Origin of the sequence: Staphylococcus sp. HMSC063F05, assembly GCF_001837075.1 — a bacterium.
Classification (GTDB): domain Bacteria; phylum Bacillota; class Bacilli; order Staphylococcales; family Staphylococcaceae; genus Staphylococcus; species Staphylococcus epidermidis.
Genome location: NZ_KV831325.1, coordinates 25046 through 38140, shown reverse-complemented (window position 1 = coordinate 38140; position 13095 = coordinate 25046). Strand labels below are relative to the sequence as shown.

Genomic DNA, 13095 nt, shown 5'->3' with positions numbered 1-13095 from the left:
TATCTATTACACAAAAGCGTTTCAAAAACATATATGTTAAAATGAATGAGTTAAAAACCATAAATTTATACATATAATATAAATAAAGATATAAGAATAAGGGTTGTGAAAATAGAAATGGCTAACATTACACCAATGATGCAACAATATTTAAAGATAAAATCTGAATATGATGATTGTTTGCTATTTTTTAGACTCGGAGATTTCTATGAAATGTTCTTTGATGATGCTAAAGAAGCATCAAGAGTACTTGAAATAACATTGACGAAAAGAGATGCTAAAAAAGAAAATCCTATTCCGATGTGTGGCGTACCATATCATTCTGCTGATAATTACATTGAAACATTGATTAATAATGGGTATAAGGTCGCTATATGTGAACAAATGGAAGATCCAAAGCAAACAAAAGGAATGGTTAGAAGAGAAGTTGTAAGAATCATCACACCAGGAACTGTTATGGATCAAAATGGTATGGATGAAAAGAAAAATAATTATATTTTAAGTTTTATCGAAAATGAAGAATTTGGATTATGCTATTGTGATGTTTCTACAGGCGAACTCAAAGTAACTCATTTCAAAGATACAGCAACCTTGCTTAATGAGATTACAACAATTAATCCCAATGAAATCGTCATAAAGCAAGCTCTATCTGAAGAATTAAAAAGACAAATCAACATGATAACTGAGACGATTACTGTTCGCGAAGATATATCTGATGAAGATTATGATATGAATCAGTTGACACATCAGTTAATGCATGACACAACTCAATTATTGTTAGATTACATTCATCACACACAAAAGCGAGATTTATCTCATATTGAGGAAGTAATTGAATATGCTGCAGTTGATTATATGAAGATGGATTATTATGCGAAGCGAAATTTAGAGCTGACAGAGAGCATACGATTAAAATCAAAAAAAGGGACTTTGTTATGGTTAATGGATGAGACAAAAACACCGATGGGTGCTAGACGTTTAAAGCAGTGGATTGATCGTCCATTAATTAATAAACAACAAATCAACGACAGATTAAATATTGTTGAAGAGTTTATGGACCGTTTTATTGAAAGAGATACATTACGTAATCATTTAAATCAAGTGTATGACATAGAACGACTAGTAGGAAGAGTGAGTTATGGAAACGTAAATGCAAGAGATTTAATACAACTTAAGCATTCTATATCCGAAATACCTCACATTAAAGCATTACTCAATGAATTGGGTGCACAAACTACCACGCAATTTAAAGAATTAGAACCTTTAGATGACTTGTTACAAATTTTAGAAGAAAGTTTAGTTGAAGAACCACCTATTTCCATCAAAGATGGAGGATTATTTAAAAATGGCTTCAACGCGCAACTTGATGAATATTTAGAAGCTTCAAAAAATGGTAAAACTTGGCTTGCAGAATTACAAGCTAAGGAACGTGAACGTACAGGTATTAAGTCATTGAAAATTAGTTTTAATAAAGTGTTTGGTTATTTTATTGAAATTACACGTGCAAACTTAAATAATTTTCAACCTGAAGCGTTTGGCTATAATCGAAAACAAACATTATCTAATGCTGAACGATTTATTACGGATGAATTAAAAGAAAAAGAAGATATAATACTTGGTGCTGAAGATAAAGCAGTAGAGTTAGAATATGAATTATTTGTTAAATTACGAGAACACATTAAAACGTACACTGAACGTTTACAAAAGCAAGCGAAAATCATTTCAGAACTTGATTGTTTACAAAGTTTTGCTGAAATTGCTCAAAAATATAATTATGTCAAACCTACATTTAGTGATGATAAAGTTTTACATTTAGAAAACTCAAGACATCCTGTTGTTGAGAGAGTGATGGATTATAATGATTATGTACCTAATGATTGCCATCTTGATGATGAAACGTTTATTTATCTCATTACGGGACCTAATATGTCAGGTAAGTCAACATATATGAGACAAGTTGCTATAATAAGTATCATGGCTCAAATGGGAGCATATGTACCATGTGATTCAGCAACATTACCTATATTTGATCAAATTTTTACTAGGATTGGTGCAGCAGATGACCTTGTATCAGGTAAAAGTACATTTATGGTAGAAATGTTAGAAGCTCAAAAAGCTTTAACTTATGCTACTGAAAATAGTTTAATTATCTTTGACGAAATAGGAAGAGGTACATCTACTTATGATGGTCTTGCGTTAGCGCAAGCGATGATTGAATATGTTGCTCAAACTTCCCATGCTAAGACACTTTTCTCAACACATTATCATGAATTGACATCACTTGATCAAATGCTTAAGTGTTTAAAAAATGTACATGTTGCTGCAAACGAGTATCAAGGTGAACTGATATTTTTGCATAAAGTCAAAGATGGCGCTGTGGATGATAGCTATGGTATTCAAGTGGCAAAATTAGCGGATTTACCTAATGAAGTCATTGATAGAGCGCAAGTTATATTAAATGCATTTGAGCAAAAACCTTCGTATCAACTCTCTCATGAGAATACTGACGATCAACAAACGGTTCCGTCGTATAACGATTTTGGTCGAACAGAAGAAGAGCAATCAGTTATAGAAACACATACATCAAATCATAATTATGAGCAAGCGACCTTTGATTTATTTGATGGTTACAATCAACAAAGTGAAGTTGAATGTCAAATTCGAGAATTGAATCTATCCAATATGACACCATTGGAAGCCTTAATCAAGCTGAATGAATTACAAAGTCAATTAAAGTAGAAGAGGTGTAAACGATGGGGAAAATAAAAGAACTTGAGACGTCTCTAGCTAATAAAATAGCTGCGGGTGAAGTGGTTGAAAGACCAAGTTCCGTAGTTAAAGAGCTCTTAGAAAATGCAATTGATGCACAAGCGACAGAAATTAATATTGAAGTTGAACAGTCTGGAGTTTCATCAATAAGGGTTGTAGATAATGGCACTGGTATTGCTCAGGAAGATTTAGGGTTAGTATTTCATAGACACGCAACGAGTAAAATAGTCGCAGATGATGATTTGTTCCATATTCGTACTTTAGGTTTTAGGGGAGAAGCTTTAGCTAGTATTTCATCAGTAGCAAAGGTGACATTAAAGACCTGTACTGATAATGAAAATGGACATGAAATATATGCTGAAGATGGTAAAATTATTCATCAAAAACCTGCAAAAGCTAAAAAGGGTACAGATATACAAGTGGATTCATTATTCTACAATACACCTGCTCGATTAAAATATATAAAAAGTTTGTATACCGAACTGGGTAAAATTACGGACATTGTAAATAGAATGGCGATGAGTCATCCCGAAATTAGAATTTCTTTAGTTTCAGATGGTAAAAAACTTTTAAGTACGAATGGCTCAGGAAGAACAAATGAAGTAATGGCTGAAATTTATGGAATGAAAGTAGCAAAGGATTTAGTGCATATTTCGGGTGATACTAGTGATTATCATCTTGAAGGGTTTGTAGCTAAACCTGAGCATTCTAGAAGTAATAAACATTACATTTCTATTTTCATCAATGGTAGATACATCAAAAACTTTGTACTCAATAAAGCAATTTTAGAGGGATATCACACATTGCTTACAATAGGAAGATTTCCTATATGTTACATTAATATCCAAATGGATCCTATTTTGGTTGATGTAAATGTTCATCCAACAAAATTAGAGGTGAGACTTTCTAAAGAAGATCAACTTTATGATCTTATCGTAACCAAAATCAGAGAGGCTTTTAAAGACAAAATCCTCATCCCACAAAACGATTTAAATCACGCGCCCAAAAAGAATAAGGTTTTAGAAACATTTGAACAACAAAAGATTAATTTCGAGAAGCAACAATCACAAATTGGAGAAACATCTGCACCATATGTACATGATCAAAAAGATAAGAATCATGATGTAGAGTCGCATAAGAATAATTTAGATTCAACCTCATCGACAAATAATGAAAGTACGGAAGTTTCTAATGAATTACACAATCACATTGATGATAGTTACTTACAAAGTCAAAAAGAAGTATTGTTTGATATGGAACAAAACACATCTAACGAATATGAGATATTAAATCAGCAATCAAATGATATTAAAGGAACAGTGAGTCAGACACCTCATCGTAGGGTGCCTTATATGGAAATTGTAGGTCAAGTACACGGTACGTATATCATTGCACAAAATGAAAATGGAATGTTTATGATTGACCAACATGCTGCTCAGGAAAGAATTAAATATGAATATTTTAGAGAAAAAATTGGCGAAGTGACCAATGAAGTGCAAAACTTATTAATACCACTTACTTTCCATTTCTCTAAAGATGAACAAATGATTATTGATCAGTACAAAGATGAATTAGATAATGTAGGAGTACATCTTGAACATTTTGGTGGGCATGATTATATTGTAAATAGCTATCCAGTATGGTTTCCGAAAGAAGAAGCGGAAGAAATTATTAAAGATATGATTGAACTTGTCTTAAAACACAAAAGTGTTGATGTGAAGAAAATAAGAGAAGATGCAGCAATCATGATGTCTTGTAAGAAATCAATTAAGGCTAATCACTATTTAAAAAATAATGAAATGGCAGATTTAATTGATCAACTAAGAGAAGCAGAAGATCCTTTTACTTGTCCTCATGGTAGACCGATTATTATCAATTTTTCAAATTATGAATTAGAAAAGTTATTTAAAAGAGTAATGTAGAGGAGTTTTAATTATGAAAGAGAATATTTTGCCAGCTATTAGAAATATGAGAGATTTAGAAAAGTTAATTAAAACAGACTACAAAGCATGTGTTGTGTTAGATATGCATATAGGTCATTTGAAAAGCATTATGGAGTTACTTAAAAGTCATTCGATTGAATGTTATGTACATATCGATTTAATCAAAGGACTCAGTCATGATGAATTTGCTTGTGAGTACATTATTCAACAATATAAACCTAAAGGTATTGTTTCTACAAAAGCTAAGGTCATCAAAAAAGCTAAAATGTTAAATACTTTGACGATATTTAGAGTGTTTATCATAGATAGTCAAGCATTAACAAGAAGTATTGAACTCATTAAAAAAGTAGAGCCTGACTATGTTGAAGTTTTACCTGGTGTTGCAAGTAAAGCAGTGAGTAAAATTCAACAAGAAACATCAGCGTCAGTAATAGCTGGTGGTCTTATCGATGAACAATCGGAAATTAGAGAAGCAATTTCCAATGGCGCTAAGTACGTCACTACAAGTTACGAGAAACTTTGGTAATTTGTATACTGTTAATAAGAATGTATTTAAGTTTGTTAATCAAGGTATTATCACTTTTTCATAGGACGAGTGAATTTGAATACCGAAAGATTAATAACTTAAAGTGCATTCTTTTTTTATGAATAAAAAAGAAGAATGCACTTTTAAAAGAATTGTTAAACCTTTTATTTAGTGCATCAAAAATAAATGCACACTATATCAATAAAAACTTTAATCAAATATGACAATTTTTTTACAAAATTGTTGACAACGCTTACAACGTAATAGTAAACTTATAACAAGTTAAAAAGTTAATATTAGAAGAGAGACGAGGAGATTTCTACAAGTAATATATTTGACGTAGGGGTCTCCCTGTTTTTTGGGAGGAATGTATATGAATGCTTATTTAGCAGAATTTTTAGGTACTGCAATCCTTATTCTTTTTGGTGGTGGCGTTTGTGCAAACGTTAACTTAAAGAGAAGTGCTGGTAACGGTGCAGATTGGATTGTTATTGCATTTGGTTGGGGTTTGGCAGTAACAATGGGCGTTTATGCTGTTGGAACGTTTTCTGGTGCACATTTAAATCCAGCTGTAACAGTTGCTTTAGCCATGGATGGTGGATTTAGCTGGGCGCAAGTACCGGGCTATATTGTTTGTCAAATGCTTGGCGGTATTGTTGGTGGAGTTTTTGTATGGTTAATGTATTTACCACACTGGAAAGTTACAGAAGATCCAGCAGTCAAATTAGGTGTATTTTCAACAGCACCAGCCATTAAAAATTATTTTGCTAACTTTTTAAGTGAGATTATCGGGACTATGGCTTTAACATTAGGAATTTTATTTATCGGGGTTAATAAAATTGCTGATGGTTTAAATCCAATTATTGTTGGTAGTCTTATCATAGCAATTGGTTTAAGCTTAGGAGGTACTACTGGTTACGCTATTAATCCAGCCCGTGACCTAGCACCACGTATTGCACATGCTATTTTGCCAATTCATGGTAAAGGTAAATCTAACTGGTCTTACGCAATTGTACCCGTTCTGGGACCCATGGCAGGTGGTATGTTAGGTGCGATTGTTTACGAAGTGTTTTATAAACAAACATTCAATTTTAGTTGTTTCATTGGTTTAATTGTACTTATATTCACACTTATACTTGGCGTGATACTAAATAAGATATCTCAAAATAAAAACAACGATATTGAATCAATTTATTAACATATGGCATTCGTATATATAACCGTATGATTAACGTGATATGTTCATGAGTGTTGAACAATCACATCGAAAAGTCTATTTAATTATCATTTTAGAATGTATAATTGTTTAGATATTGAATTCATTATTCACTTTTGAAGGAGTCATATACCTATGGAAAAATATATTTTATCAATTGATCAAGGAACTACGAGTTCACGTGCGATACTTTTTAATAAAGAAGGAGAAATTAAAGGTGTTTCTCAAAGAGAATTTAAACAACACTTTCCATATCCAGGCTGGGTAGAACATGATGCTAATGAAATATGGACATCTGTTCTATCAGTTATGGCTGAGTTACTTAATGAAAACAATATTAATGCAAATCAAATTGAAGGTATTGGTATTACAAACCAACGTGAAACGACAGTTGTATGGGATAAAAATACAGGTCGTCCAATCTATCACGCTATCGTTTGGCAATCACGTCAGACACAAGATATTTGTACAAATTTAAAGGAACAGGGTTATGAAGAAACATTTAGAGAAAAAACAGGTTTACTTTTAGACCCGTACTTTGCGGGAACTAAAGTAAAATGGATTCTTGATCATGTTGAAGGTGCTAGAGAAAAAGCTGAAAATGGTGATTTACTCTTCGGAACAATCGATTCATGGTTAGTATGGAAATTGTCAGGACGTACTGCTCATATTACAGATTACACTAATGCAAGTCGTACATTAATGTTTAATATTTATGACCTAAAATGGGATGATGAGTTGTTAGAACTTTTAAATATTCCTAAACAAATGTTACCTGAAGTTAAAGAATCAAGTGAAATTTACGGGAAAACTATCGACTATCACTTCTTTGGTCAAGAAGTACCTATTGCTGGTATTGCCGGTGACCAACAAGCAGCATTATTTGGTCAAGCATGTTTTGACCGTGGTGATGTAAAAAATACATACGGCACAGGTGGATTTATGCTAATGAATACTGGTGAAGAAGCAGTTAAGTCAGAAAGTGGCTTGTTAACAACCATTGCATACGGTTTAGATGGAAAAGTTAATTATGCACTTGAAGGTTCAATTTTCGTATCTGGTTCTGCTATCCAATGGCTACGAGATGGTTTGAGAATGATTAATTCTGCGCCACAAACCGAAAACTATGCTTCAAGAGTAGAGTCAACTGAGGGTGTTTATATGGTTCCAGCATTTGTTGGTTTAGGTACACCTTATTGGGATTCAGAAGCAAGAGGTGCTATTTTCGGATTATCTCGTGGTACGGAAAAAGAACATTTCATTCGTGCTACATTAGAATCTTTGTGCTATCAAACAAGAGATGTTATGGAAGCTATGTCTAAGGACTCAGGTATTGAAGTTCAAAATTTACGCGTTGATGGTGGTGCTGTAAAAAATAACTTCATTATGCAGTTCCAAGCAGATATCGTAAATTCATCTGTTGAAAGACCTGAAATCCAAGAAACAACAGCACTTGGTGCTGCATATTTAGCTGGATTAGCTGTTGGATTCTGGGATGATAAAGAGGATATCCGTGAACGTTGGAAACTTCAAACTGAGTTCAAACCAGAAATGGATGAAGATCAACGTCATAAACTTTATAGTGGTTGGAAAAAAGCTGTTAAGGCGACTCAAGTATTTAAATTAGAAGATTAAGCTATGTATTAGACTTTTTAAATCTTTAAATGGACTTGATTTTCTTAACTGTGTTATAATCTAGATAAGTTAATAAGAAAATCGAGAAACGAGAGATTTGTTCGTACAAAACAATTTAATGTTATTGTGGGGATAAATTTCTCGTTTTTTATTTATAACTAGGAGGCGTTTAGATAATGTCATTATCTACATTGAAAAGGGATCATATTAAAAAGAATTTAAGAGACACTGAATACGATGTTGTTATCGTAGGTGGCGGTATTACAGGTGCAGGTATTGCTTTAGATGCAAGTAATCGTGGGATGAAGGTAGCTTTAGTAGAGATGCAAGACTTTGCACAAGGTACAAGTTCACGCTCAACTAAACTTGTACACGGTGGTTTAAGATATTTAAAACAACTGCAAGTAGGGGTAGTTGCAGAAACAGGTAAAGAACGTGCTATTGTTTATGAAAATGGTCCACATGTGACAACACCAGAATGGATGCTTTTACCTATGCATAAAGGTGGTACATTTGGTAAATTCTCAACTTCTATTGGACTAGCTATGTACGATCGTCTAGCTGGTGTCAAAAAATCCGAACGTAAAAAAATGTTATCTAAGCAAGAAACGTTAAATAAAGAACCTTTAGTTAAACGTGATGGATTAAAAGGCGGTGGCTACTATGTAGAATACCGTACTGATGATGCGCGTTTAACTATTGAAGTTATGAAAAAAGCTGCTGAAAATGGAGCAGAAATCCTTAATTATACAAAATCAGAACACTTCACTTATGATTCCAATAAGAAAGTAAATGGTATTGAAGTATTGGATATGATTGATGGCGAAACGTATGCGATTAAAGCTAAAAAAGTTATTAATGCTTCTGGTCCTTGGGTTGATGAAGTGAGAAGTGGCGATTATGCACGTAACAATAAGCAATTAAGATTAACTAAAGGTGTACACGTTGTTATAGATCAATCTAAATTCCCATTAGGTCAAGCAGTTTACTTTGATACCGAAAAAGACGGACGCATGATTTTTGCGATTCCACGTGAAGGAAAAGCTTATGTAGGAACAACTGACACGTTTTATGATAATGAAAAAGCAACACCTTTAACAACACAAGAAGATAGAGACTACTTAATTAATGCAATTAACTATATGTTCCCAACAGTTAATGTTAAAGATGAAGATATTGAATCAACATGGGCTGGTATTCGTCCGCTAATTCTTGAAAAAGGTAAAGATCCTTCTGAAATCTCACGTAAAGATGAAGTTTGGGAAGGTGAATCTGGATTATTAACTATAGCAGGCGGTAAATTAACTGGTTATCGTCATATGGCACTAGAAATTGTTGATTTATTAGCTAAACGTTTAAAACAAGAATACGGATTGAAATTTGAATCATGTGCCACAAAAAATCTAAAAATTTCCGGTGGTGACGTTGGCGGAAGCAAAAACTTTGAACACTTTGTTGAACAAAAAGTTGATGCAGCTAAAGGATTTGGAATTGATGAAGATGTGGCACGTCGCTTAGCAAGTAAATATGGTTCAAATGTTGATCAACTATTTAATATTGCTCAAACGGCACCATATCATGATAGTAAATTACCATTAGAAATTTATGTTGAATTAGTTTATAGTATTCAACAAGAAATGGTTTACAAACCAACTGACTTCTTAGTACGTCGTTCTGGCAAATTATACTTTAATATTCAAGATGTGTTAGATTATAAAAATGCTGTGATAGATGTTATGGCGGATATGCTTAATTATAGTGAAACTCAAAAAGAAGCTTATACTGAAGAAGTAGAAGTTGCGATTGATGAGGCACGTACAGGTAATGATCAACCTGCAACTAAAGCTTAATCATTCCTATTGATTGAATATCTAATAGATTATAATAAACTACTTGTAGATGGAATAGATCTTTTTATCTACAAGTAGTTTTTTATTTTAATGCTATAAGCTTATATAAACTCAATATGCGTACGATTTGATATGATATCTCACACACGGTATATTAAATATGATATAGGTAGATGTACTATAAATGACATAACAAATAAAAAAAGGAATAGGGGCAGATGTTGTGAGTCAAAGTCATTTTAAAATAACAGTTGAAGATGGAACAATGTTAGAGGTGAAAATTGATAAAGCAAAAAAGAGTACTATTGGTATTGTTCATCTTTTCCATGGCATGGCTGAACATATGGACCGTTATCAAGAGTTAGTTGAGGCTTTAAATACACAAGGTTATGACGTTGTTAGACATAATCACCGTGGACATGGTAAAGAAATAGATGAGAATGAACGTGGTCATTTTAATAGCATGAATCAAATTGTAGATGATGCTTATGAAATTATTGAGACATTATATCTTGAAGAGCTCAATGTACCCTATATTATCATAGGTCATTCAATGGGCTCCATTATTGCTAGATCATTTGTTGAAAAGTATCCTGACATTGCTCAAGGTTTAATTCTTACAGGAACAGGTATGTTCCCCAAGTGGAAAGGTGTACCAATACGTTTAGCAATGAAGTTAGTTACATTTATTTTTGGGAAACGACGTCGACTCAAGTGGGTGAATCAATTATTGAATAAAACTTTCAATAAAAAAATCACTCAACCTCGAACAGATAGTGATTGGATTTCTACACGTCAGGATGAAGTTGATAAATTTGTGGAAGATGAATTTTGTGGATTCAAAGTATCTAATCAGCTCATTTATCAAACTTTAAAGACCATGATGAAGACAGTAGAACGACAACAACTAAAAAGAATGGACAAAGAACTACCTATACTATTTATTTCTGGGAAAGATGATCCTTTTGGTGAATATGGTAAAGGTATAAAGCATTTAGCTAGATTATATAAAAGAGCAGGTATTAAACATATAACAGTACAACTATATAAACATAAGCGTCATGAAATATTATTTGAAGAAGATTATTTGAAAACATGGCAACACATGTTTGAATGGATGGAAAAGCAAATTTTGAAAAAACAAAAGTGAGTGAATCTTAAATGACTGAAATGACAAAGCCTTTTTTAATCGTTATTGTAGGTCCAACTGCTTCAGGTAAAACTGAGTTAAGTATTGAAGTTGCTAAAAAATTTAATGGAGAAATTATTAGCGGAGATTCAATGCAGGTCTATCAAGGAATGGATATTGGTACAGCAAAAGTTACAACTGAAGAAATGGAAGGTATACCACATTATATGATAGATATTTTGCCTCCAGATGCTTCCTTTTCTGCATATGAATTTAAAAAAAGGGCAGAAAAATATATTAAAGATATTACTAGAAGAGGCAAGGTGCCTATTATAGCAGGAGGAACAGGACTATATATACAATCTCTCTTATACAACTATGCTTTTGAAGATGAATCCATATCTGAAGATAAAATGAAACAAGTTAAATTAAAGTTAAAAGAACTTGAGCATCTAAATAATAATAAGCTCCACGAATATTTAGCTTCATTCGACAAAGAATCAGCCAAGGATATACATCCTAATAACAGAAAAAGAGTGTTGCGAGCAATAGAATATTATTTGAAAACAAAAAAACTTTTAAGTTCTCGCAAGAAAGTGCAACAATTTACTGAAAATTATGATACATTATTAATAGGGATTGAAATGTCGCGTGAAACATTATATTTAAGAATAAATAAACGTGTTGATATTATGTTGGGCCACGGATTATTTAATGAAGTGCAACATCTCGTTGAACAAGGTTTTGAAGCGAGTCAAAGTATGCAAGCCATTGGGTATAAAGAGCTTGTACCCGTTATTAAGGGAAATATAAGCATGGAAAATGCTGTAGAGAAATTAAAACAGCATTCTCGACAATATGCTAAAAGACAGTTGACTTGGTTTAAAAATAAAATGAATGTTCATTGGTTAAATAAAGAAAGGATGTCACTTCAAATGATGTTAGATGAGATTACAACCCAAATAAATAAAAGGAGTTCTAACCATGATTGCAAACGAAAACATCCAAGACCAAGCACTAGAGAACTTTAAATCGGAAAAAACTGAAGTCACAATTTTCTTTTTAAATGGCTTTCAAATGAAAGGTGTCGTTGAAAATTATGACAAATATGTTGTAAGTTTAAATTCTCAGGGTAAGCAACATCTGATTTACAAACATGCGATCAGCACTTTCACTGTAGATAATGAATCGTCTGAAGCAACTGAAGTGAATAGTGAAGAATAAAAAGTTGTAATCAAAGTGCATTCATAATGCATCACCTCAATAGAAGTCAGATTTCGACTTATTTAAGAATGTTATTAAATATTGAAGCACATGTTTTAAACGTAGCACTTTAACACAAACCAAGGAATGTTTGTAATAAAAAATGCTTCATCTAATGTAAATATTGAATTCATTAATTCAGTTCAAAAACATTAGATGAAGCATTTTCTTGTTAAAATTTATTATAGTAATTTTTCAATTTCAGTCTTAATTTGTTCCGGTTTCTTTTGAGGGGAGAAACGTTTAATCACATTACCTTCACGGTCGATTAGGAATTTAGTGAAATTCCATTTGATTTTTTCGTTTATCATACCTTTAGCAGCGTTTGTTAAAAAGTGAAATAATGGATGTTGATTATCACCTTTAACATCAACTTTTTCATGAATAGGGAAAGTCACACCATAGTTAATTTTGCAATTTTGAGCAGCTTCTTCTCCCGATCCTGGTTCTTGACCGCCAAATTGGTTACATGGAAATCCTAAAATAATAAATCTTTGATCCTTATACTCATCATATAACTTCTGTAAACCTTCGAATTGAGGTGTAAAACCACATTCGCTAGCAGTGTTGACAATAAGCATAACGTCACCCTTATACTGCTCTAATTTATAACTTTCACCATTGTTTTTTTGTACAACAAAATCATAAATACTTTCCATTTTATCACCCTTTCGATATACATCTAATTTAACACAATTTGTGTAGTTAGTCTTTGTTCACACTCTATGATAAAATGTCTTGAGTAACTTTTAAAAGGAGATGTA

At 32.5% G+C, this 13095-nt stretch carries 10 protein-coding genes; 9 read left to right on the top strand and 1 reads right to left on the bottom strand.

What is annotated here, in order from left to right; translation table 11 throughout:
* The first annotated feature begins 117 nt into the window (after window positions 1–117).
* From mutS to hfq, 9 genes are all read left to right on the top strand, one after another.
* Window positions 118–2739: a DNA mismatch repair protein MutS gene (gene mutS, locus HMPREF2576_RS02510; RefSeq protein WP_001832553.1), complete on the top strand. Its 2622-nt coding sequence runs from the start codon at window positions 118–120 to the stop codon at window positions 2737–2739.
* A 14-nt stretch (window positions 2740–2753) separates the two neighbouring features.
* The gene (gene mutL, locus HMPREF2576_RS02505) at window positions 2754–4691 is read left to right on the top strand and encodes a DNA mismatch repair endonuclease MutL (protein ID WP_002501857.1); all 1938 of its coding nucleotides are present in this window, start codon (window positions 2754–2756) and stop codon (window positions 4689–4691) included.
* A gap of 13 nt (window positions 4692–4704) precedes the next feature.
* Complete coding sequence (locus tag HMPREF2576_RS02500; protein ID WP_001829471.1) at window positions 4705–5238, top strand: glycerol-3-phosphate responsive antiterminator; 534 nt, start codon at window positions 4705–4707, stop codon at window positions 5236–5238.
* Window positions 5239–5611: 373 nt separating this feature from the next.
* Complete coding sequence (locus tag HMPREF2576_RS02495) at window positions 5612–6436, top strand: MIP/aquaporin family protein (RefSeq protein ID WP_001829504.1); 825 nt, start codon at window positions 5612–5614, stop codon at window positions 6434–6436.
* 153 nt (window positions 6437–6589) lie between these two features.
* Window positions 6590–8089, top strand: coding sequence for a glycerol kinase GlpK (gene glpK / locus HMPREF2576_RS02490; RefSeq protein WP_002501856.1), 1500 nt, complete (start codon window positions 6590–6592; stop codon window positions 8087–8089).
* Between the two features lie 176 nt (window positions 8090–8265).
* Window positions 8266–9939, top strand: a complete 1674-nt coding sequence (locus HMPREF2576_RS02485) for a glycerol-3-phosphate dehydrogenase/oxidase (protein ID WP_002439581.1) — start codon at window positions 8266–8268, stop codon at window positions 9937–9939.
* A gap of 223 nt (window positions 9940–10162) precedes the next feature.
* Window positions 10163–11089 (top strand): alpha/beta hydrolase, encoded by a 927-nt coding sequence (locus HMPREF2576_RS02480; protein ID WP_002456557.1) that lies wholly within the window; start codon window positions 10163–10165, stop codon window positions 11087–11089.
* A gap of 11 nt (window positions 11090–11100) precedes the next feature.
* Window positions 11101–12099, top strand: coding sequence for a tRNA (adenosine(37)-N6)-dimethylallyltransferase MiaA (gene miaA / locus HMPREF2576_RS02475; RefSeq protein ID WP_002439583.1), 999 nt, complete (start codon window positions 11101–11103; stop codon window positions 12097–12099).
* A complete protein-coding gene (gene hfq / locus HMPREF2576_RS02470; RefSeq protein WP_001829517.1) occupies window positions 12053–12292 on the top strand; it encodes an RNA chaperone Hfq in 240 nt (79 codons plus the stop codon). The genes miaA and hfq overlap by 47 nt, the downstream gene beginning before the upstream one ends.
* A gap of 221 nt (window positions 12293–12513) precedes the next feature.
* On the opposite strand, the gene HMPREF2576_RS02465 is transcribed toward hfq, so the two are convergent.
* On the bottom strand, window positions 12514–12990 hold the full coding sequence (locus tag HMPREF2576_RS02465) for a glutathione peroxidase (protein WP_001829502.1): 477 nt from the start codon (window positions 12988–12990) through the stop codon (window positions 12514–12516).
* Window positions 12991–13095: the final 105 nt, after the last annotated feature.

Coding starts and splice junctions, on each gene's coding strand:
- miaA (WP_002439583.1), top strand. CDS start 11,101: ATGACTGAAATGACAAAGCCTTTTTTAATCGTTATTGTAGGTCCAACT.
- HMPREF2576_RS02485 (WP_002439581.1), top strand. CDS start 8,266: ATGTCATTATCTACATTGAAAAGGGATCATATTAAAAAGAATTTAAGA.
- hfq (WP_001829517.1), top strand. CDS start 12,053: ATGATTGCAAACGAAAACATCCAAGACCAAGCACTAGAGAACTTTAAA.
- HMPREF2576_RS02465 (WP_001829502.1), bottom strand. CDS start 12,990: ATGGAAAGTATTTATGATTTTGTTGTACAAAAAAACAATGGTGAAAGT.
- mutL (WP_002501857.1), top strand. CDS start 2,754: ATGGGGAAAATAAAAGAACTTGAGACGTCTCTAGCTAATAAAATAGCT.
- mutS (WP_001832553.1), top strand. CDS start 118: ATGGCTAACATTACACCAATGATGCAACAATATTTAAAGATAAAATCT.
- HMPREF2576_RS02500 (WP_001829471.1), top strand. CDS start 4,705: ATGAAAGAGAATATTTTGCCAGCTATTAGAAATATGAGAGATTTAGAA.
- HMPREF2576_RS02495 (WP_001829504.1), top strand. CDS start 5,612: ATGAATGCTTATTTAGCAGAATTTTTAGGTACTGCAATCCTTATTCTT.
- glpK (WP_002501856.1), top strand. CDS start 6,590: ATGGAAAAATATATTTTATCAATTGATCAAGGAACTACGAGTTCACGT.